The sequence below is a fragment of the Paractinoplanes abujensis genome (assembly GCF_014204895.1).
GTDB classification, from domain to species: Bacteria; Actinomycetota; Actinomycetes; order Mycobacteriales; family Micromonosporaceae; genus Actinoplanes; species Actinoplanes abujensis.
The window spans coordinates 2,236,833-2,256,226 of the sequence record NZ_JACHMF010000001.1; the positions used below are offsets into that span (position 1 = coordinate 2,236,833).

General features: G+C 72.4%; 24 protein-coding genes and 1 riboswitch. Of the genes, 15 read left to right on the plus strand and 9 right to left on the minus strand.

Going from position 1 to position 19,394, the window contains the following annotated elements; all coding sequences use genetic code 11:
• Positions 1 to 56 precede the first annotated feature (56 nt).
• Positions 57 to 1,436: an MFS transporter gene (locus BKA14_RS09795; RefSeq protein ID WP_184950594.1), complete on the plus strand. Its 1,380-nt coding sequence runs from the start codon at positions 57 to 59 to the stop codon at positions 1,434 to 1,436.
• Positions 1,436 to 1,792 (plus strand): GntR family transcriptional regulator, encoded by a 357-nt coding sequence (locus tag BKA14_RS09800; protein WP_184950595.1) that lies wholly within the window; start codon positions 1,436 to 1,438, stop codon positions 1,790 to 1,792. Before BKA14_RS09795 ends, BKA14_RS09800 begins: the two co-directional genes overlap by 1 nt.
• On the opposite strand, the gene BKA14_RS09805 is transcribed toward BKA14_RS09800, so the two are convergent.
• Positions 1,789 to 2,298: an NUDIX hydrolase gene (locus BKA14_RS09805; protein ID WP_184950596.1), complete on the minus strand. Its 510-nt coding sequence runs from the start codon at positions 2,296 to 2,298 to the stop codon at positions 1,789 to 1,791. The two genes, BKA14_RS09800 and BKA14_RS09805, sit on opposite strands and share 4 nt — an antisense overlap.
• Before the next feature lie 55 nt (positions 2,299 to 2,353).
• On the opposite strand from BKA14_RS09805, the gene BKA14_RS44985 reads away from it, so the two are divergent.
• Entirely contained in the window at positions 2,354 to 4,909 is a 2,556-nt protein-coding gene (locus BKA14_RS44985; protein ID WP_184950597.1) for a tetratricopeptide repeat protein, read from the plus strand.
• A gap of 435 nt (positions 4,910 to 5,344) precedes the next feature.
• Positions 5,345 to 5,476 carry a hypothetical protein gene (locus BKA14_RS43755; protein WP_260416473.1) on the plus strand — a complete coding sequence of 44 codons (132 nt, stop codon included), beginning with the start codon at positions 5,345 to 5,347 and terminating at the stop codon, positions 5,474 to 5,476.
• A 20-nt stretch (positions 5,477 to 5,496) separates the two neighbouring features.
• Here BKA14_RS43755 and BKA14_RS09815 read toward each other — a convergent pair whose 3' ends face one another.
• From BKA14_RS09815 to BKA14_RS43760, 4 genes are all read right to left on the minus strand, one after another.
• Positions 5,497 to 5,850, minus strand: a complete 354-nt coding sequence (locus BKA14_RS09815) for a DUF6204 family protein (RefSeq protein WP_239092371.1) — start codon at positions 5,848 to 5,850, stop codon at positions 5,497 to 5,499.
• Positions 5,851 to 5,924: 74 nt separating this feature from the next.
• A complete protein-coding gene (locus BKA14_RS09820) occupies positions 5,925 to 6,461 on the minus strand; it encodes an alpha/beta fold hydrolase (RefSeq protein ID WP_184950599.1) in 537 nt (178 codons plus the stop codon).
• A 9-nt stretch (positions 6,462 to 6,470) separates the two neighbouring features.
• Positions 6,471 to 7,019 (minus strand): hypothetical protein, encoded by a 549-nt coding sequence (locus tag BKA14_RS09825; RefSeq protein WP_184950600.1) that lies wholly within the window; start codon positions 7,017 to 7,019, stop codon positions 6,471 to 6,473.
• A 32-nt stretch (positions 7,020 to 7,051) separates the two neighbouring features.
• Positions 7,052 to 7,504 carry a hypothetical protein gene (locus BKA14_RS43760; protein ID WP_239092389.1) on the minus strand — a complete coding sequence of 151 codons (453 nt, stop codon included), beginning with the start codon at positions 7,502 to 7,504 and terminating at the stop codon, positions 7,052 to 7,054.
• A 678-nt stretch (positions 7,505 to 8,182) separates the two neighbouring features.
• Here BKA14_RS43760 and BKA14_RS09835 point away from each other — a divergent pair.
• The 9 genes from BKA14_RS09835 (at position 8,183) to BKA14_RS09870 (ending at position 14,614) form a co-directional block, all read left to right on the plus strand.
• The gene (locus BKA14_RS09835; protein WP_184950601.1) at positions 8,183 to 8,974 is read left to right on the plus strand and encodes a thioesterase family protein; all 792 of its coding nucleotides are present in this window, start codon (positions 8,183 to 8,185) and stop codon (positions 8,972 to 8,974) included.
• Between the two features lie 11 nt (positions 8,975 to 8,985).
• A complete protein-coding gene (locus tag BKA14_RS09840) occupies positions 8,986 to 9,531 on the plus strand; it encodes a GNAT family N-acetyltransferase (protein ID WP_184950602.1) in 546 nt (181 codons plus the stop codon).
• Between the two features lie 107 nt (positions 9,532 to 9,638).
• Complete coding sequence (locus tag BKA14_RS09845) at positions 9,639 to 10,394, plus strand: hypothetical protein (RefSeq protein WP_184950603.1); 756 nt, start codon at positions 9,639 to 9,641, stop codon at positions 10,392 to 10,394.
• A gap of 37 nt (positions 10,395 to 10,431) precedes the next feature.
• Positions 10,432 to 11,073: a nucleoside/nucleotide kinase family protein gene (locus tag BKA14_RS09850; RefSeq protein WP_203721882.1), complete on the plus strand. Its 642-nt coding sequence runs from the start codon at positions 10,432 to 10,434 to the stop codon at positions 11,071 to 11,073.
• Positions 11,055 to 11,468: a YciI family protein gene (locus tag BKA14_RS09855; protein ID WP_184950604.1), complete on the plus strand. Its 414-nt coding sequence runs from the start codon at positions 11,055 to 11,057 to the stop codon at positions 11,466 to 11,468. The genes BKA14_RS09850 and BKA14_RS09855 overlap by 19 nt, the downstream gene beginning before the upstream one ends.
• The gene (locus BKA14_RS09860) at positions 11,465 to 12,406 is read left to right on the plus strand and encodes an RNA polymerase sigma factor (RefSeq protein ID WP_438861876.1); all 942 of its coding nucleotides are present in this window, start codon (positions 11,465 to 11,467) and stop codon (positions 12,404 to 12,406) included. Before BKA14_RS09855 ends, BKA14_RS09860 begins: the two co-directional genes overlap by 4 nt.
• Positions 12,394 to 12,660, plus strand: a complete 267-nt coding sequence (locus BKA14_RS45680; RefSeq protein ID WP_438861877.1) for a hypothetical protein — start codon at positions 12,394 to 12,396, stop codon at positions 12,658 to 12,660. The genes BKA14_RS09860 and BKA14_RS45680 overlap by 13 nt, the downstream gene beginning before the upstream one ends.
• Positions 12,661 to 12,730: 70 nt before the next feature.
• Complete coding sequence (locus BKA14_RS09865) at positions 12,731 to 13,741, plus strand: MerR family transcriptional regulator (protein ID WP_184950605.1); 1,011 nt, start codon at positions 12,731 to 12,733, stop codon at positions 13,739 to 13,741.
• 57 nt (positions 13,742 to 13,798) lie between these two features.
• Positions 13,799 to 14,614 carry a dihydrodipicolinate synthase family protein gene (locus tag BKA14_RS09870; protein ID WP_184950606.1) on the plus strand — a complete coding sequence of 272 codons (816 nt, stop codon included), beginning with the start codon at positions 13,799 to 13,801 and terminating at the stop codon, positions 14,612 to 14,614.
• A 13-nt stretch (positions 14,615 to 14,627) separates the two neighbouring features.
• Here the strand turns inward: BKA14_RS09870 and BKA14_RS09875 are convergent, their stop codons facing one another.
• From BKA14_RS09875 to mycP, 4 genes are all read right to left on the minus strand, one after another.
• Positions 14,628 to 15,170: a dihydrofolate reductase family protein gene (locus BKA14_RS09875; RefSeq protein WP_184950607.1), complete on the minus strand. Its 543-nt coding sequence runs from the start codon at positions 15,168 to 15,170 to the stop codon at positions 14,628 to 14,630.
• Between the two features lie 214 nt (positions 15,171 to 15,384).
• Complete coding sequence (locus tag BKA14_RS09880) at positions 15,385 to 16,053, minus strand: phosphotransferase family protein (RefSeq protein ID WP_184950608.1); 669 nt, start codon at positions 16,051 to 16,053, stop codon at positions 15,385 to 15,387.
• Positions 16,054 to 16,065: 12 nt separating this feature from the next.
• The gene (locus tag BKA14_RS09885; RefSeq protein ID WP_184950609.1) at positions 16,066 to 16,836 is read right to left on the minus strand and encodes an LLM class flavin-dependent oxidoreductase; all 771 of its coding nucleotides are present in this window, start codon (positions 16,834 to 16,836) and stop codon (positions 16,066 to 16,068) included.
• A 133-nt stretch (positions 16,837 to 16,969) separates the two neighbouring features.
• Complete coding sequence (mycP, locus tag BKA14_RS09890) at positions 16,970 to 18,178, minus strand: type VII secretion-associated serine protease mycosin (protein ID WP_438861878.1); 1,209 nt, start codon at positions 18,176 to 18,178, stop codon at positions 16,970 to 16,972.
• Between the two features lie 83 nt (positions 18,179 to 18,261).
• Positions 18,262 to 18,408, plus strand: a riboswitch (adenosylcobalamin (AdoCbl) riboswitch).
• A 6-nt stretch (positions 18,409 to 18,414) separates the two neighbouring features.
• Here mycP and BKA14_RS09895 point away from each other — a divergent pair.
• Positions 18,415 to 18,618 (plus strand): CbtB domain-containing protein, encoded by a 204-nt coding sequence (locus tag BKA14_RS09895; protein WP_184950611.1) that lies wholly within the window; start codon positions 18,415 to 18,417, stop codon positions 18,616 to 18,618.
• Positions 18,609 to 19,373 carry a CbtA family protein gene (locus BKA14_RS09900; protein ID WP_184950612.1) on the plus strand — a complete coding sequence of 255 codons (765 nt, stop codon included), beginning with the start codon at positions 18,609 to 18,611 and terminating at the stop codon, positions 19,371 to 19,373. The genes BKA14_RS09895 and BKA14_RS09900 overlap by 10 nt, the downstream gene beginning before the upstream one ends.
• Positions 19,374 to 19,394: the final 21 nt, after the last annotated feature.

Consider the following 19,394-nt stretch of genomic DNA (forward strand, 5'->3'; position numbering starts at 1 on the left):
CGGACCCAGATGGCATAGTTCCGTCTCGCCCCGCAACGAGACCTGGAGCCGACCACATGGCCGCACCCGGCACCGCCCTGCCTCCCGCCACCGCGCGCCGGGAGCGTACGGGCTGGTACTTCTACGACTGGGCCAACTCGGCCTTCTCCACCACGGTCCTGACCGTGTTCCTCGGCCCGTTCCTGACCACCACCGCCGAGATCGCCGCCGGCTGCCCCCTGGGCACCGACGACTGCACCGGCCGGGTCCACCCGTTCGGGCTCACCATCGCCGCGGGCTCCTTCTACCCGTACGTGGTCTCACTGTCGGTTCTGCTGACCGTGTTCGTCCTGCCCGTCATGGGGGCCGTCGCCGACCGCGCACCCCGCAAGAAGCCGCTGCTGGCCGGGGCCGCGTTCCTCGGCGCCGGCGCCACCGTCGCCATGGTGTTCGTGACCGGTGACCGTTACCTGCTGGGCGGGCTGCTGTTCCTGATCGCCAACATCGCGTTCGGCGCCGCCGTGGTCGTCTACAACTCGTTCCTGCCGCAACTGGCCGGCCCCGACGAACGCGACAAGGTCTCCAGCCGCGGCTGGGCGCTGGGCTACCTGGGCGGCGGGCTGCTGCTCGCAGCCAACCTGGTCGCCGTGGTGCTGCTGTCGGTCGACGGCGACGACCAGCGCACCATGGACATCGCCCGGTTCTGCATCGTGAGCGCCGGCCTGTGGTGGGCCGTGTTCACCCTCATCCCGCTGCGCTGGCTGCGCGAACACCCCGCCACCGGCGCCACCGGCAACACGCGCGGCAACGTGCTGACCGACGGGTTCAAACAGCTCGGGCACACCCTGCGCACCCTGCGGGCGTACCCGCTGACCCTGTTCTTCCTGCTGGCCTACCTGATCTACAACGACGGCATCCAGACCGTGATCGCCCTGGCCGCGCAGTTCGGCAGCGAGGAACTCGACCTCACCCAGTCCACCCTGATCGTCACCATCCTGATCGTGCAGTTCCTCGCGTTCGGCGGCGCCCTGGCGCTGGGGGCGCTGGCCACCCGCATCGGCGCCCGCAAAACGGTGCTGCTCAGCCTGGCCCTGTGGCTGGTCGTCATCGCCGCCGCCTACTGGCTGCCCGCCGGGAAGCCGCTGCCGTTCATGCTGCTCGGCGCGGGCATCGGCATCGTCCTGGGCGGCAGCCAAGCCCTCAGCCGCAGCCTGTTCTCCCAGCTCATCCCCGACGGCAAGGAAGGCGAATACTACGGCTTCTACGAGATCAGCGACAAAGGCACCAGCTGGCTCGGCCCGCTGCTGTTCGGCCTGATCTTCCAGCTCACCGACAGCTACCGGCTCGGCATCATCAGCCTGGTCGTGTTCTTCGTCGTCGGTGGCATCCTGCTCGCCCTCGTGCCGATCCGCCGCGCCATCACCGCCGCCGGCAACACACCCCCCACACTGATCTGATGAACATCAGCATCGACCCCGGCTCGGCGATCCCGCCCTACGAGCAGGTGCGGCTGCGCATCGCCGAACTGGCCGCGGACGGGCACCTGCCGGCCGGTCACAAACTTCCCCCCGTACGGGCCCTGGCCGCCGAACTGGGCCTGGCCGCCAACACGGTGGCCCGCGCCTACCGGGAACTCGAATCGGCCGGCCTCGTGCAGACCCGCGGCCGGCTCGGCACAGTCGTCACCGCCCGCGCGGCCGGCACCTCCGCCCAGGCCGTCCAGGCCGCCACCGCGTACGCGGACAAGGTCAAAGCGCTGGGGGTGCCGCCCGAAACGGCGCTGGCGCTGGTCCGGGCGGCCCTGCAACGTTAAAGCCCGTGCTTGTGGCCCAGCGCGGCGGGCGCCTCACCCGGCTGAGCGAACCACGGCGGGGAATCCGGGTCGGCCGTGGTCTCGATCCGCAGCTTCGTCAACTCGCCCACCTCGGGCAGCTCGTCCGGCGCGAACCAGCCCACCTCCAGCGACTCGTCACCGTCCGGGCGGGCCTCACCCCCGACAGCCCGGCACCGGAACCAGACCGCCAGATATTCACACCGGTCACCGTTCGGGTACTGCGCGCCGTGCATGGCCACCCCACCCAGCCGTTCGATCTCCGCGACCACCCCGGTCTCCTCGAAAATCTCCCGCAACGCCGCGTCGGCCGGTTGCTCCCCCGGATCGATCATGCCGGCGGGCAGCGACCACTGCCCGTTGTCGGACCGCTTCAGCAGCAGGATCCGCCCGTCGGCATCACGCACGACCCCGCTCGCCCCCGGCAGCAGCAACAGATCATGACCGACATGGGCGCGCAGCCCGGTGATGTAAGCAGAAATCGGCATGCACCCACGCTGCCACAGCCCCGCCCGCCGTGCCCCGCCGGGATAACCTGGGGCCGTGCCGCAGCAACCGAGAACCGTCGATGCCGCGACCGTGTTGCCGGAACCGGAGGAGGCGGGCACCCTCGACGCCCTCGCCGGACAGCTGCGGGCCCTGAAACGATGGGCCGGGGACCCCTCGTACGAGACCATCACCGCCCGGCTCAACCAGACCCGCCCGGCCACCGACCCCGCACGCAAGAACACCGTGGCCGACTGCTTCCGGCCCGGCCGGCGCCGCATCAACGCCGACCTGCTCGTCGCCGTCGTCGAAACCCTGCACCCGGACCCCGCATACGCCGCCCGGTGGCGGCAAACACTGCGCGTGATCGGTGGGCAAACCCAAGCCGCCTCGCAAGTCCGCGTCCAGAACACCCTGCCCGGCGACCTCGCCACCTTCACCGCCCGCACCACCGAACTGCAGCGCATCACCCACGCCGCCGGCACCGGCGGACCGGCCGTCGTCACGATCGAAGGCATGCCCGGCGTCGGCAAAACCCAGCTGGCCGTGCACGCCGCGCACCGCCTCACCGCCCAGCACCAGTTCGACACCACCCTGTACGTCGACCTGCGCGGATTCCACCCCGACCCGGCCCTGCCCCCAGCCAGCCCCGCCGCCACCCTCGACGGATTCCTGCGGCTGCTCGGCGTGCCCGGCCCCACCATCCCGTACGACCTCACAGCCCGCTCCGCTTTGCTGCGCCACCACCTCACCGACCACCGGGCCCTCGTGGTGCTGGACAACGCCGCCGACGCCGAACAAGTCCTGCCGCTGCTGCCGGACACCCCGGGCAGCGTCACCCTCATCACCAGCCGGCGCGGCCTGACCACCCTGCCCACCACCGAGCACATCGTGCTCGACGTGTTCGACCCCGGCGACGCGATCACCCTGCTCACCCGCACCGCCCCCAGCGGTGACCCGGCCGCCGCAGCCCGCATCGCCCAACGCTGCGGCTACCTGCCCCTGGCCCTGGAACTGGTCACCGGCCACATGCGCGCCCAGCCCGGCTGGACCCTGACCGACCACGCCGACCGGCTCGACGAACGGCACCGCCACCGCCGCCTCGACACCGGCGTCGAACTCGCCCTCGATCTGTCCTACCAGCACCTCCCAGCCGACCGGCAGCGGGCGCTGCGCCTGCTCGCCCTGCACCCCGGGCCCGACCTCGACCCGTACGCGGTGGCCGCCCTCACCGGCCACGACCTCACCGAGGCCGGCGACCTGCTGCTCCACCTGCACCGCGACCACCTGCTGCAACACCCCAGCCCCGGCCGCTACACCCTGCACGACCTGGTCCGCGCCCACGCCACCAGCCGCGCCGTCGACGAGGACCCACCACCGCAGCGCCGCGCCGCCCTGACCCGCCTGTTCGACCACTACCTGACCACCGCCGCCACGGCCATGGACACCCTGTTCCCGGCCGAAGCAGCCCGCCGCCCCCGCATCGCCGCCCCCGCCGTGACCAACCCCACGCTGCAGCAACCCGCAGCCGCCCACGCCTGGATCGACAACGAACTACCCGCGCTGCTGGCCGTCGCCGGTCACGCCACCGAACACGGCTGGCCCACCCACACCACCCACCTGTCGGCCACCCTGTACCGCTACCTCAGCGGCGGCTACCCCTACGCCGCGCTGACCCTGCACGACCTGGCCTGCCGAGCCGCCCAGCACACCGGCGACGTGGCCGCCCACGCCGACGCCCGCCTCGGCCTGGGCGTCGCCCACCTGCAACTCGGCCGCCCCGAACCCGCCGCCGACCACCTGCACCGCGCCGCCCAGCTGCACCAACAAGCCGGCAACCCCGCCGGCCAGGCCCGCGCCCTGGCCAACCTCGGCATCATCGACCAACGACAAGGCCGCTACGCCCAAGCCGCCGGCCACGTCCGGCACGCCTTCGAGCTCTACCACCGAGCCGCCGACGACATCGGTGAAGCCGCATCGCTGCTCACCCTGGGCTCCATCCACGAAAACCTCGACCAGAACGAAACCGCCGCCGAGTACCTGACGCAAGCCCACATCCTGTTCCAGCGGCTCGGCCACCCCGCCGGGCAAGCCGCCGCCCTCAACAGCCTCAGCCTCGTAGAAGGACGCATCGGCCGGTACGGACCCGCCGCCGACCACATCGAACAAGCCCTCGCCCTGTACCGCCGCCTCGGCAACCGCACCGGCGAAGCCTCCTGCCTGGACAGCCTGGGCACCCTGCACACCCGCCGCGGCCACCCCGACGCGGCCACCACCGCCCACCGCCAAGCCCTGGCCATCCTGGCCGACATCGGCGAACGCCACGGCGAAGCCGACTCCCACAACGGTCTCGGCGAAGCCGCCCACGCCGCCGGCCACCCGGCCGAGGCAGTCACCCACCACAGCACCGCCCTCACCACCGCCGGCACACTCGGCCAACGCGACCAGCAGGCCCGCGCCCACGCCGGACTCGGACACGCCCACCACGACCTCGGCGACACCGCCCGCGCCGAACACCACTTCACCGCAGCCGCCCAGCTGTACGCCGACCTGGGCCTGCCGAAAGCCGCCGAGATCCGCGCACACCTCGACAACCTCCACCCACCCGCCTGACCGGCCCGACCCACCACCCCGGCCGGCGCCACCCCACATCCGGCACAATCCCGGTGGTGAAACGCGCCGACAACTGGGCCGGCGGCTTCCACGAACTGACCCTGGAACTGGGGCCCTGCGACGACCGGGCCCTGCGAGCACTGTGGCCAGCCGCCGGGGTGCCGGGATCACACCGGCCGCCGCGAACCCGCCCTGAACGCGGCCCCCCTGCACGAACACGGCCACCTGCGCGGCACCCTGACCCTGCCCGCGGCGCCCGCGCCGTGTGCGGTTCCTTCCTCACCCGCTGGGCCGGCCAAGGCACCGACGAGCTCGAGCTCTACCTGCCGACGGGCTCGCCGGCCCGCACGGACAACCGGGTCGGCGGCTTCCCGTTCGGCCCCGGCGGCGGCCCGGCCTCACTGGCCTGGCGCGCCACACGGGACCGCCGGCGCCGTGCACACCGACGTGCCGCTGCAACGCGCACTCATCGGCTTCGAGCTCGACGACCAGTCCATCGCCGGAGGCTGGGCCGCCGTCCTCACCCCAGGCCCGCACGGCCTCACCTACCGCCCCGCCACCGCCTGACCCGGCCGGCACCCGGGCGATCAGGCGTTACGGGCGGCCTCCCGGCGGCCCCGCTTGCCCAACGGCACCTCCGCCATGTCCACGGCCTGCACCGTCACATTCTTGATCGGATAACCGTGCCCGGCCATCCACTCCTCCGCCTTGATCTGCGCCCGCACCGCCGCCTGCGGCACCTCGTCGGCCCCGCCCACCTCCTCGGCGAACCGGAACGTGAAGAACGGCCGCGCCGGCACGTCATAAGCCAGATAACCCTCGGGCGTGTACTGCGTATTCATGAAATCGTGCTCAGCCGACGCCGCCACCAGCGCAGCCACCTGCTCCGCGCTCAGCTTGCCGAAACTGCCCCGCACAGTCACCCGGACAGCCCGCCCCATGATCATCTACCCCTTCGCCGCGACGATGCCGACGGCCAGTATCAACCCCGCACCACCCCAACGAAACCCGTTTATCACGGCCAGCCCACCTCATCCAGAAACTCGTCGACCGCCACCACGACCCGCGCCAGCACCGCAATCGTGTCCGTCAACGGCCCCGGCACGAACATCGCATCATCAGCCGCCGGCACCTCCACCACATAAGGCGACAACCGCCGCGCCAAAGCCCGATCCCAGAACGTGTCAGCCGTGCCACCCACCAGCAGAAACGGTGCCGTCGCCCGCTCCAGCGCCGCCGGCACCCACGGCACCGTCAAAAACGGCGTCAACCACACCGCCGGCAAACTCCGCTCCGCCGCCAACCCCGCCGCGAACGACCCCAACGACTTCCCGATCAGCAAAGGCTGCCCCGGCAGAGCATCAAGCACCGGCCGCACCTGCGAACACACCCACGACTCCACCCGCGGCTCGAACAACTCCGCCGGAGGCGCACCCGTCCAATCGTGACGGTGCACCGTCGCACCCCGGAACGCCGGCACATCCCCCGCATACATCAACAAGCCCGCGGCACTGCCGAACCTGCTCCCCGGAACCACCACAGCATCGGCCATGCGCAGACGCTAACCGGGCGCGAACCGGAAAGCGATGCCCCGCGGATCGGCAACCTCCACCAACCCCGACACCTCGACGAACTCCCCCAGCCGGGCCAACGCCGCCCCCGCCGACCCCACCTCACTGAGCTGCACCGTGACACCCGAAAAAACCAGCCACGACTCCACCGAGAACTCGTCCGGCCCCAACCCGTCAAGATCACCCGACAGGGTGGCGGCCACCCGTACCCGAGCACCCCGCTGCTCCACCACCCGTACGGAAACCCGGTCGTAACGATGATGACCACGCCACCGCACCGAAGCCTCCACCGGCTCCGCGAACGACCCGCACACCACCTCGAGCCCCGCCACCGACCGCCAATCCGCCACCGCCCACGGCAACCAATCCAGATCGAGCACCACCGGCTCACCCTCGACCGGCGCCAACGGCACCACACACGTCCACGTCAACGCCGCCGGCAACCCCACCACCGGATTGTCGAACAGCAGCCCCGACCAGACACCGTCCCCACCCGCAACCAGAGCGCAGGCCTCCAGCCCACCCTTGTCGTCAGCCACGGCCGGGAGTTTGCCACAGCCCCCCGACACCCTCAGCGCACGGCCACCGTCACCACAGGACTGCTCGCCCCCAGCAGACTCCGCTCCCCCTCCACCTCCCGCACCATCTCCAACAACACCGCAGACCCCGCCAAGAACCCCGCCCGCGCCGGCCCGCTCATCCACAACGGACCCTCCACCGACACCAGCCGCCACCGGCAAACCCGCCTCGCCCACCTCACCGGCCGGAGGAGACGGCCGGTGAAAATACGCACTCGTGAACCACCGCGAACCCGCACCAGGACTCCCGTGCCGCCGTCCGCCACAGTCCGCTCCACCATCGGCCGGAACTCCGGATCCCGGACGTAACCCTTCACGAAACCGTCGAACAACGACGCGAACGGGCTGATAGTCGCGGCCACCACCAACCCACCCGGCCGCACCACCCGCGCGGCGACCCGATCGGCCCGCCGCTGCGAGTGATAGAGCGGACCCAGCAGCAACACTCCCGCGCATCCCCCTGCACAGCCTCGACCCCGTCGAGTGAACCCGCCACGACCGCGTGCTCGGCGACCGGATCCACCACAGGGGACCCGATAGCCCGCCGCGGCCAGCGGCTGCGCGGAGACCCGGTCGCCCCACCCACGTCCAGCACCACCGTGGGCGCCGGCGGCAAAGTCCGCACCAGCACATCCCACGTCCGCAGGAACTCCAGCCGCCCCGCCCCGGCCGCCGGCCCATCCCGCTCGCCGCCCCGCCGGTAGTAGTCGAGGATCTCCTTGTCCACCATGCGGCCGGCACCGGCACCGGCACCGGCACCGGGCAATCCTTTTCCCGTACGGGACCCGCCTGTCTCAGTTCTGGGTTCGGGGCGAGGGCGGCCCGAAGGGTCGCTCTTCCGTTATGTCGTTGATCTCTGCGTGTAAGGCATCCTAGGAAGATAGGAAGTTAGAGCTGACCGCGAGCTTGACCGTCGGCTGTGCGCATCGGTCGATGGGGGCAAGAGCGGGTGGAGCAGCCCGGCGCGGCGCCGGTGCGGGATGGACCCCGGTCGTGCGAACGGCCGGCCCGGCCGACCAAGGGGCCGGAAGGGACAGGGCCGGGGTGCCGGTCCGGCAGATGTGGCCGACGCATCAAGCCGAATCGCTTTGTGGAGCACCCGCTCCTGAGGCACGGTGAAGCGCATGAAGACCTTCACGGAGGCGACCGCCGTGGTCGCCGCGGACGGGGCCCTGGAGGCCGACCTCGACGCCGGGTGGGCGATCGGCGACAAGCTGCACGGCGGCTACCTGATGGCGATCCTCGGGCGCGCGGTCGCCACGACGGCCGAGCATCCGCACCTGGTCTCGATGACCACGACGTTCCTGCGCCCACCGGCCGCGGGCCGGGCCCGGGTGACCGTGGAGCTGCTGCGGGCCGGGCGCACCGCGGGCCAGTACCGGGCCCGGCTGGAGCAGGACGGGCAACCGTGCGCGGAGGCGCTCGTGACCCAGGGCCTGCTCGACCGGTCGCAGCCCTGGTGGGGCCGGGCCAAACCGCCCGCGCTGCCCGCCGAGGACGAATGTGTCCGGCTGCCCGCGCAGGCCCCCGGCTCGCCGTTCCCGGTGCCGCTGCTCGACCTCGTGGAGCACCGGCTCGACCCGGCCGTCCTCGGGTTCGCCGCGGGGCAGCCGTCGCCGGACGGGCAGACCGCCGGCTGGCTGCGGTTCGCCGACGGCGCCGACTGGGATCCGCTGAGCCTGCTGATCGCGACCGATCCCGCTCCCCCGATCTCGCTCACCCTGGGCCTGACGGGCTGGGCGCCGACGCTGAGCCTGACCGCGTACGTGCGGCGCCTGCCCGCCCCGGGCCCGCTGCGCTTCGCCATGCGCTCCAGCGAGATCACCTCGGGCCGGATGGACGAGATCGTCGAGGTGTGGGACGCGGCCGACACGCTCGTGGCCCAGGCGACCCAGTTGGCCGCCGTCCGTGTCTAAGGTGTGACTCTGTGATCACAGTTGCCCGGCCCGAGGACCGTCAGGCCGTCGTCGACACGCTGGTGACCGCGTTCGCGGGCGACCCCGCGCTGCGGTACGTGTTCCCCGACGACGACACCTACGCGCAGTACGCCGCCGTGTTCTTCGGGTTCTGCTTCGACAAGCGTGTCCACCAGCGTTCGATCTGGACGATCCACGACGGGGCGGCCACCGCGATCTGGGAACCGCCGGACACCGCGCACCCCGGCGGCGACCTGACCGGCGAGGTGCCCGACGACATGCTCAAACGGCTCCGCGCGTACGACGAGGCCGTGCAGGCCGCCCTGCCACCGGGCCCGTTCTGGTATCTGGGGGTGCTCGGCACTCATCCCGGCTTCACGGGGCGGCGCTGGGCGCAGGCGGTCATGCACGCCGGGCTCGACCGGGCCGAGGCCGACGGGCTGCCCGCCGTGCTCGAGACCAGCCAACCCGCCAACGTCGGTTTCTACCGCAGAGCGGGCTGGCGGGTCGTCACCGAACTGACCGACCCCCTCCCCATCTGGGTCATGCGGAGGTGAGCGCGGGCCTCGCCGTGCGTACGGGGGTCCGCACGGGGCCCGGAGATCGTTTAAGGTGTCCGGGCTGCACGTAAACGGGGGGAACGTTGAAGCGCTACGCACCGGCCTTGATCGCTGTGACCGTCCTGCTGGCCGGCTGCGCCCCGACGGTGGGCATCCGCGCCGCGGGCGGCGCCGGGGCCCCGCGGGCCGAGGGGTCCGCCTCCCCCGCTCCGCAGGCCTCGCCGGGCACCGCGGCGATCGACACGTTCAGGGCCGCCCTGCGCAAGACCCACGCCGCCACCTACAAGTTCAGTGTGAGCAGCGACCTGCCCGACAAGGCCCGCGTCACCGGCACCGGCACGTTCGACCGGGCCGGCAAGAAGCTGCAGACCAACCTGAAATACACCGGCGGTATCAACCCGCACACGACCCAGTCCGTCGTGATCGGCAACCACCTCTACCAGAAGCAGCCCGGCGACAGCCGCTGGGTGCACCTGAACATGGCCAAACTCAAGAAGTACAAATCCACCATGCAGGTCAGCCTGGCCGACCCGGTGGGGCTGGCCGCGTTCAGCGGCGCGATCAAGACCGTCCGGCAGACCGGCCCGAACAAGTGGGCAGGCACGTTCGACCCCAACCCGGCCGACACCGACGAGTTCCTGCCGCTCGGCGCACCCAGCATCGTCGTGTTCAGCATCCTCGGCCCGGACGCCGACTTCAGCGCTACCACCGACGCCAACGGCTGGGTCACGGTCATCAACGCCAAGGTCACCGCGGACGAGACGGTCAAGATGACCACCAAGTTCACCGGGCACGGCCAGTCCGCGGGAATCAAGAAGCCGTCCCGTACGGGCGAGGCCGCCGATTTCTACTACGACTGAGCACGTCGCCGGACTGCTGCCCGCCGGCGCGCCGCGGGTGGCGATCGACGGCGTGGACGGTGTCGGCAAGACCACCTTCGCCCGCGCCCTGGCCCGCACGCTGCGCGACCGCGGCCGCCCCGTCGTGCACATCTCGGCCGACGACTTCCTCAACCCGGCTTCCGTGCGCCACCGGCGCGGCCGCCGGTCACCCGAGGGGTTCTGGCTCGACAGCTACAACTATGGCGCGCTGCTGAGCGACGTGCTGCTGCCCCTGGGCCCCGGCGGCGACCGCCGCTTCCGCCGGGCCGCGCACGACCTGCGTACGGACCGAGCACTTGACCTGCCCCGGGAAACCGCCCCCGAGGACGCCGTCCTGATCGTCGACGGCCTGTTCCTGCACCGCGACGAGTTGCGCGGCTGCTGGGAGTTCACCGTCTTCCTGCACGCCCCGTTCGAGGTGACGGTGGCGCGGATGGCGGCCCGCGACGGCAGTCATCCCGACCCGGGACACCCCAGCCAGGCCCGTTACGTGGGCGGGCAGCGGCTCTACTTCGCCGCCTGTGACCCGATGAGCAGGGCGGACGTGGTCATCGACAACACGGGGCCGGAAACCTGTCCGGATCCGTGGGCCGGCTCCGTTCCTGTGGTGACCCGACCGAACGAGCAGTGGAGCGCAACATGCCGAGGTACCTCCTGATCGTCGACCACCGTCCCGGCGCCGTGCAGACCCCCATGGACGAGTGGCACCCCGACGACGTGCAGGCGCACATGAACTACTACGGGGCGCTGCGGCAGGAACTGCTCGACAGCGGCGAACTCGTCGACCAGCACGCGCTCACCGGGCCCGAGCACGCCAAGGAGGTCACCAGCGACGGCGGGCCTCCCGTGGTCACCGACGGGGTGTTCCCCGAGTCCAAGGAGTTCCTGGCCGGCTTCCAGCTCGTCGAGGTCGCCGACGAGCGGCGAGCCTTCGAGATCGCGGCCAGGATGTCGGCTGTGCCGGGGCCGGGCGGGGTGCCGCTGCAGCAGCCCATCGGGGTGCGCCGGGTGATGGACGCGGCCGACTTCGAGCGGATGCAGCCCGGGCTGTGACCGCGGAGGCCGCGCCCCACGACCTGCTGCGCACCCTCGCGCCGCAGGTCGTGGGCGTGCTCACGCATCGGTTCGGCGACTTCGCGGCGGCCGAGGACGCCGTGCAGGAGGCGCTGATCGCCGCGCACACCCACTGGACCGCGCACGGTGTGCCCGAGAAGCCGCGCGGCTGGCTGATCCAGACGGCCTCGCGCAAACTGCTCGACCAGCTGCGCGGCGACCGGGCCCGGCGCCGGCGCGAGACCGAGGCCTCGCTGCGCGAACGGGCCGGGCCCGCCTACGACCGCGACGACACCCTCGACGTGCTGCTGCTGTGCTGCCATCCGGCGCTGGACGACGCGGCCGCGGTCGCGCTGACCCTGCGCGCGGTGGGCGGTCTGACCACGGCCGAGATCGCCCGGGCGTTCCTGGTGCCCGAGGCGACCATGGGCCGCCGGATCAGCCGGGCCAAGCAGCGGATCCATGGGGTGCCGTTCGACTCGTCGTTCCGGCCGGCCGCCCTGCGCGTCCTGTACCTGATCTTCAACGAGGGCTACGCGAGCAGCGGCGACGCCGTGCACCGGGTCGAGCTGTCGGCCGAGGCGATCCGGCTCACCCGGATGGTGGCCGCCCGGCGGCCGGAAGACAGCGAGGTGGCCGGGCTGCTGGCCCTGATGCTGCTCACCGACGCGCGCCGGCCCGCCCGTACGGGGACCTCGGGTGAGCTGGTGCCGCTGACCGAGCAGGACCGCTCCCGCTGGGACGCCGGACTGATCCGGGAGGGCACCGCGATCCTGGACGCGGCGTTCCGGCGCGGGCAGGTCGGCGAGTACCAGCTGCAGGCGGCGATCGCGGCCCTGCACGACCGGGCCGCGTCGGTCGCGCAGACGGACTGGCCGCAGATCCAGGCCCTGTACGAGATTCTGGAACGCATCACCGGCAGCCGGTGGTCGCGTTGAACCGGGCCGTCGCGGTCGCCCTGGTGGACGGGCCCGCGGCCGGGCTGGCCCTGGTCGACGCCGTGCAGCAGCGGCTGCCCGGGCACCACCGGGTTCCGGCCACCCGCGCGCACCTGCTCGAACTCGCGGGCGACGACACCGCGGCGGCCGAGCAGTACAGACGGGCCGCCGCGGCAGCCACGAGCGAACCCGAGCAGCGCTACCTGACCCTGCGGGCGGCGCGGCTGCACGCCCGTACGGGGAACCGGTCTTGACCTTGACCGTGGGGCAACGCCCAGCGTGGGTCGTGCCGGTCGCGGTGACCGGCACGAGGAGGATGTCGCTGTGGGTCTGCTGACCATCGGGGCGTTCGCGCGGGCGACCGGGCTGACCGCCAAGGCGCTGCGCCTCTACGACGAGTCGGGGCTGCTCACACCGGCCGCCGTGGACGCCGAGTCGGGCTACCGGTATTACGCCGAGGCCCAGCTGGCGCACGCCCGGCTGATCGGGCGGCTGCGCGGGATCGGGATGCCGCTGACCGAGATCCGGTCGGTGTGCTCGCTGCCCGCGCCGCAAGCGGCCGAGGCTGTCGCCGCGTTCGGACAGCGGGTCCGCGCGGACACGGCGGCCCGGGCCCGGTTGACGTCCGACCTCGTTCAGCACCTGTCCGGAAAGGACACGAGCATGGACGACTTCCGTTTCGCGGCGGCCACCGACCCCGGCACCGTACGCGACAGCAACGAGGACCGGGCGTACGCCGACGCCGGCCTGGTCGCCGTGGCCGACGGCACCCGCGGCCCGTACGGCGGGGCGGCGGCCGACGCGGCCATCGACGCGCTGCGGGCCGTCTCGGACACGTCGCTCGGGGAGGTGACCGACGCGCTCGGGGCGGCCGACCGGGCGATCCGCGGCCTGTCCGGCGCGGTCACGACGCTGACCGCGCTGGTGCGCCACGGGACGCGGCTGGTGCTGGTGCACATCGGCGACACCCGCGCCTACCTGCTCCGCAACGGCGGCCTGACGCTGCTCACCCAGGATCACACGTGGGTGCAGGGGCAGGTCGACCAGGGCAAGCTGGATGCCGCGGCCGTGACCACCCACCCCGAGCGGGCCCTGCTCGTACGGGCCCTCGGGTGGGGTGACGGCGTGGAGGCCGACCTGGCTCTGCGCACGGTGCTGCCCGGCGACCGTTACCTGTTCTGCTCGGACGGACTGCACACCACCGTGCCCCGGGCCGCCCTGCGCGAAGCCCTCGAAGCCGAGCCGCGGGAAGCCGTCGACCGGTTGATCGCCGCGGCCCGCGACGCCGGGGCCGCCGACAACCTCGCGTGCGCGGCATACTTCAGTGCCGCTTAACTGTGGCCGAGCGGAATTAAATAGACCTTATCCGTACGGGGTGCCACCGTGACCGCCATGACTCTTGGTGGCCTGTACGTACCCTTGATCACCCCGTTTGCGTCCGACGGTTCGGTGGCGGTGGCGGCCCTGCACCAGCTCGCCCACGACGCGCTCGACGCGGGCGCGGCCGGGCTGGTCGCGCTGGGCACCACCGCTGAACCGTCCGCGCTGACCGGCACGGAACGGTCGACAGTGCTCGACCTGCTCACGAACGTCACCCGTGACCGGTCGGCCCAGCTGATCGTCGGCGGGCCGGCCGTTCCCGGCACGGCCACGGCGGCGCTCACCCTGGTGCCGCCGTTCTTACGGCCCGGTGAGGACGGTGTGGTGGCCCACCTGACGGCGGTGGCCGCCCGCAGCCCCGTGCCGCTGGTGGTCTACCACGTTCCGTACCGCACGGCGCAGCCGCTGTCCGTGACCGCGCTGCACCGGATCGCCGCGATCGACGGGGTGGCCGGGATCAAACTGGCCACGGGCGGCATCGACGCCGACGTGATCGCCCTGATGGCCGACCCGCCGCCCGGCTTCACCGTCCTGGGCGGCGACGACGTCGTGATCTCACCGCTGCTCGCGCTGGGCGCCCACGGCGCGATCCTGGCCTCCGCCCACGTGGCCACGGGGTCGTACGCCGGCCTGGTGACCTCGTGGGAGCCCGCCCTCGGTCACCGCTTGGCCCGGCTGTCGGCGGCCCTGTTCGCCGAACCCAACCCGACCGTGATCAAGGCAGTGCTGCACGCCCAGGGCCGCATCCCGACGCCGGACGTGCGCCTGCCCCTGCTGCCGGCTGGGACGCCATCCCTGGCCGCGGCACTGGAAGCGGTGCCCGCCTGACGAGCGGCCGGCGCTACTTGCGGACGCGGTACCAGATCGCCGGCGACGGGCCGGTGGCCGACGAGATCTCCTCCAGTTCCGCGAACGTGCCGCCCGCCTTACGGAACAGGGGTGTGCCGTCCCCCAGCAGCACCGGGGCCACGAACACCAGGATCTCGTCGAGCAGCCCGGCTTGCAGGCATTGGGCGGCCACATCGGCGCCGAGCACGTTCGTGTAGCGGTCACCCGCGGCGGCCAGGGCGGCGTCCACGCCGGTGCGCAGGTCGGTCACGAACGTGACGCCGGGCACCGGGCGGGCCGGCGGATTGTGGGTGAGCACGAACTGCGGTCCCGACCACAGGCCGCCGAAGGCGCCTTCGGCGTCGGTGCCGGCATTGGGGTCGTCGCCGCCGTAGGTGTGCGCGCCGACCAGCAGGGAACCGATCTGCTTCCAGAGGCCGTCGGCCACTTCGTGGGGGCCGGTGTCGGGCAGCCGGGCCATCCAGTGCATGTCACCGCCGGGGCCGGCGATGAAGCCGTCGAGGGACATCGTCGCGGAGTACAGAAGTTTCGCCATGGTCATAGAGACGGTAGCGGCACCGGAACCTCATCGGTACCAGTCCGCGGGCAGTCCGAACACCGCGAACAGGCGCGTACGCGGTTTCGCCGGGCACGCGGCCGTAGGTGCGCCGCGGCTGCAGCCACGTCACCTCGGCCGGGACCGCCCGCGTCTCGTGGTAGGTCACGGGTGGCCCGACGTGGTGCGGCAGGACCCGGCGGACACGTGACGCTCACTCCCGCCACGCCAGGGTGAGCGTCAGATTCTCCTGCCACTTCTTGCGGGCGGCGGCCGGGCCGTTGCGGAACCGCTCGACCATGGCTTCGCACTTGGCCGCGGCCGCCTGCCGGCGCCGCGCCCACGACGGCCGCACGCCGTACCCCGTGAACAGGTCGTCCAAGGCGTCCACCTGCCGCGGGTGGTGCCGCCGCACGATCCACTCGCACCAGGCGAGGTCCTCGATCCGGTCCCCCGGGTGCGCGAACTCCCAGTCCAGCAGCGCCGTCACCCGGAACGTGTCCTGATCGAACAGCATGTTGTTGGGCCCGTAATCACCGTGCACCACCACCCAGCCCGTGCCGGCCGCCGTGTCGGGGAAGACCGCGCTCACATCCACCTGCTGCAGCCGGCGCAGCAACGCGCCGCAGCTGCGCAGCACCGGGCCGGCCAGCCCTTCGTCGATCAGGTCCTGCCCGTGCAGGCCACCCAGCTGCTCCAGCCGCAACGCCCCGTCCGGCGCGCCCAGCACCCGCGGCACCGGGAACCCCGGCGGCAGTTTCTCCAGCGCGGCCAGCTCGGTGCCGCGCCGCAGCGCCTCGTCGATGCCGCCCTGATACCGCTTCACGACCACGGCCCCGTCCCCGCGGGTGTCGTTCGTGTAGCCGTGCCGCAGTGGCCGCATCCCGCCCTCCCCTCAAACCGCCGCCGGGCCCCGCCGGATCCGCTCCTCGGCGAAACCGGCACCGCCGCGCCAATAACCCAGCGCCTCGATCCACCAGGTCAGACCCCGTTCCCCGTACGGGCGGGTCAGCTCGACGGCCGTCGCCGGCTCGGTTGCCCCCTCCAGCACCAGATCGAACCCCTCCCCGGCACCTTCGGCCCGCACGAAATCGACTACTTGCGCGAACTCCTCGACCGGCACGTTCCGTTCCCGCTGGTTCCGGAAGATCGGCATCGCGCCCTCATGACGCGCCGCCCGGCGCAACCCCGCCTGATTGGGCCACATCCCACCGCCCCAGATCGGGATCCGCGGTGTCCCCCACTGCTCCCACAGCTCGTGCATGCGCCGGATACGGTCCTCCAGCGCCGTCAGCCGGCCGCGGAGGCTCGCGTCCAGCCCGAAGTCGGTGAACTCCCGGTCGACCGACCCGATGATCGGCACCAGGGTGAGCCGCCCACCCGACAACGCGTCGAGGGCGGCGCTCTCCTGCGCCACGTCCTGCGCCTGCCGCCGGGGCAGCACCACGGTCAGGATGATCCGCACCCGCTCGGTCGCCGCCGCGATGGCCGACGCCGCCACCACGGAGTTCGTCACCGGCCAGGTCGCGTCGTGGTAGAGCAGGTGATCCCAGAGGTGCACCCCGTCCCAGCCGCTGCGCTCCGCGCTGACACCCAGCTCGACCAGCTTGCGGACGTCGCCGAACTCACCCACGGTCGGCAGCCCCGCCGCGTACTTGACCGTCATGGCCGCACTCTACCGACAAGATCGACGCCCATGAGGCCGCCGCCCCCGTCCCAGCCCGCCCGGCGCGGCGCCCGTCCTGGACCTCAGCCGGCTCCCGCCGCTCGGACCACGCCGACCGTGCTCGGGGAGCCGGTCAGTCGGTGTGGCCGCCTGCGGCCGGGCGCCAGCCGCGGCGGCGGCCCTGCCGGACGACGGCCGCGACCACACCGAGCAGCAGCACCAGGCCGATGCCGACGCCCGCGAAGATCAGCGCCTGGTCGCGTGAGCGGTCCCGCCGGGCCTCCAGCGCCGCCGCGGCCGGGTCGTTGAGGTCGACCACCTCGGGCGGCGGAGCCGGACCGGCCGCCGGGGCCAGGTTCGCCGTCAGCGCCCGATACGGGTTGAGCGCCCCGAAGCCGTAGTCGGGACTGCGGGGCCCGCCACCCGGGGCCGGGTCGGCCGTGGCGGTCAGCCGGCGCTCGACGCCCAGCGGGCTGATGGTGGGGAAGCGCTGTTTGATGAGGGCGGCCGTGGCCGCCACGAACGGCGCCGAGAAACTGGTGCCCTGCACCGAGTCGTGCCCGCCGACCAGGCCGGCCGCGGTCACGGGGGCACCCATCGCCACGATGTCGACGTAGTCGCCGCGCTGCGAGAACGGCGCGCGCACCCCTTCAGGGGTGATCGCCCCGACCCCGATCACCCCGTCGTACTGCGCCGGGAACGGGGTGGGGTTGCCGCTCTGGGCCTTGTTGCCCGCGGCGGCGACCACCACGACACCGCGGGCCACGGCGCGCGCCACCGCCCGCCGTACGGCGTCGTTGTCGTCGGTCATCACGAGCGAGAGGTTGATCACGTCGGCGCGGCCCTGGCCGGCCGCCCAGTCGATCGCCTCGGCGAACTGGGCCGGGGTGCCGCGATCGCCCACCGCCTTGCCGTCGATCTCCTGCTGCTCACTGATCCGCACCGGCACGATGACCGCCTCGGGGGCCAGGCCCTGAAAGCCCGTGCCGTCGGCCGGGACGGCCCCGATGATGCTGGCCACCGCCGTGCCGTGCCCGTTGCAGTCCTGCCGGCCGGAGCGTTCCCCGTGCAGGAAGTCGGCGCCCTGGCTGACGTGTCCGCGCAGCTGGGGGTGGGTGGCGTCGACCCCGGAGTCGATCACGGCGACGCGGATGCCGGCGCCGGTGGCGAACGGCGCGAGCCGCTTCGGGTCGTACATCCGGTCCTCGAGCGGCACCCCGGAGACGACCGGTTTGGCCTGGGCGACACTCTGGCAGACCACCTTGGCCCGGGCGGGCGCGGGCACCGTCAGCACCGCGGCCGCCACCGCGGCCACCGCCACCAGCCGACGCCCTGTCATCACGACCCCCGTATCGACGATTCGGGTGGATGGTATCGGCCGGGTGCGACAACTCCGGTTGTGCGTCCAGGGACCACACAGCTAGGTTGTGGGAACCATCTGCGGCGTCGTGAGGGAAACCGGTGAGATTCCGGTGCGGTCGCGCCACTGTGAACGGGCCTCGGTGCCCGTGAGTCAGGACGCTCACGCGTCGCAGCCTGTCGGACGGGACGCGTCATCCCGCAAGGAGGTTCCGCACCATGCCCAAGGCCACCACCGCCGGTTCCCTGAGCACGCCCGCCGTTTCGGCGCGGCTGCTCTGGACGGCCCTCGCCGTCGTCGCGCTCATGCTGCTCGTCACCTACCTGGTCGCCTTCGACCAGGGCGCCGTCTCGCGCAGCGGCATGTATCTGCACGAGCTGATGCACGACGGCCGCCACCTGCTCGGCGTTCCGTGCCACTGAGCACGGGTCCCTCCGCGCCGACGTACGGCGCTCTGCTGCTGCGGGGCCTGCTCGCAGGTCTCGTCGCCGGTCTGCTGGCAGGCCTGTTCGCGTTCACCTTCGGCGAGCCCAAGGTGGACGCGGCGATCGCCGTCGAAGAGGCAGCCTCGCAGGCGGCACTGCCCGCGGAGTCGTCGGCGGCGCAGGAGGAGCCCCTGGTCTCGCGCGACGGCCAGAAGGGCGGCCTGTTCCTGGCCACCGGCCTCTACGGCATCGCCCTGGGCGGCATTTTCGCCACCGGATACACCTTGCTGCGCCGTCGCTTGCGCACGCCGAGCGATGTGCGGGCCGCGTGGAGCCTGGCCGGCGCCGCGCTGCTGGGCATCGTCGGAATCCCGTACGTGAAATATCCGCCCAACCCACCCGCCGTGGGCGACCCCGGCACGATCAACCAGCGCACGATCAGCTACCTCGCGATCGTCGTGATCGGCCTGGTCGCCGTGTGGGCGGCGGTCGTGGCCCAGCGCACCCAGCCCACCGAGTGGCGCCGGGGTGCGGCCGCGGTGCTCGGGTTCGTGGTGGTCGTCGTGATCGGCTACGCCCTGCTGCCGAACATCAACGAGGTCCCGTCCACGTTCCCACCGGATCTGCTGTGGTCGTTCCGGCTGACTTCGCTGGGCACACAGGTGGTGCTCTGGACCGTGCTCGGCCTGGCCTTCGGCGCCCTGGTCGCCCGCACGCCGGCACCCCGGCCGGAAACCGTGGCCGCCGCCTGACCGATCGCTGCGCCGGCGCCG

Bases quoted from the DNA above. Each gene is read 5' to 3' on its own strand.
- BKA14_RS09795 (WP_184950594.1), top strand. From the start codon at position 57: ATGGCCGCACCCGGCACCGCCCTGCCTCCCGCCACCGCGCGCCGGGAG.
- BKA14_RS09895 (WP_184950611.1), top strand. From the start codon at position 18,415: ATGCCCAAGGCCACCACCGCCGGTTCCCTGAGCACGCCCGCCGTTTCG.
- BKA14_RS09880 (WP_184950608.1), bottom strand. From the start codon at position 16,053: ATGCGGCCACTGCGGCACGGCTACACGAACGACACCCGCGGGGACGGG.
- BKA14_RS09820 (WP_184950599.1), bottom strand. From the start codon at position 6,461: ATGGCCGATGCTGTGGTGGTTCCGGGGAGCAGGTTCGGCAGTGCCGCG.
- BKA14_RS09805 (WP_184950596.1), bottom strand. From the start codon at position 2,298: ATGCCGATTTCTGCTTACATCACCGGGCTGCGCGCCCATGTCGGTCAT.
- BKA14_RS09835 (WP_184950601.1), top strand. From the start codon at position 8,183: ATGAAGACCTTCACGGAGGCGACCGCCGTGGTCGCCGCGGACGGGGCC.
- BKA14_RS09870 (WP_184950606.1), top strand. From the start codon at position 13,799: ATGACTCTTGGTGGCCTGTACGTACCCTTGATCACCCCGTTTGCGTCC.
- BKA14_RS09885 (WP_184950609.1), bottom strand. From the start codon at position 16,836: ATGACGGTCAAGTACGCGGCGGGGCTGCCGACCGTGGGTGAGTTCGGC.
- BKA14_RS09800 (WP_184950595.1), top strand. From the start codon at position 1,436: ATGAACATCAGCATCGACCCCGGCTCGGCGATCCCGCCCTACGAGCAG.
- BKA14_RS09815 (WP_239092371.1), bottom strand. From the start codon at position 5,850: ATGGGGCGGGCTGTCCGGGTGACTGTGCGGGGCAGTTTCGGCAAGCTG.
- BKA14_RS09875 (WP_184950607.1), bottom strand. From the start codon at position 15,170: ATGGCGAAACTTCTGTACTCCGCGACGATGTCCCTCGACGGCTTCATC.
- BKA14_RS09855 (WP_184950604.1), top strand. From the start codon at position 11,055: ATGCCGAGGTACCTCCTGATCGTCGACCACCGTCCCGGCGCCGTGCAG.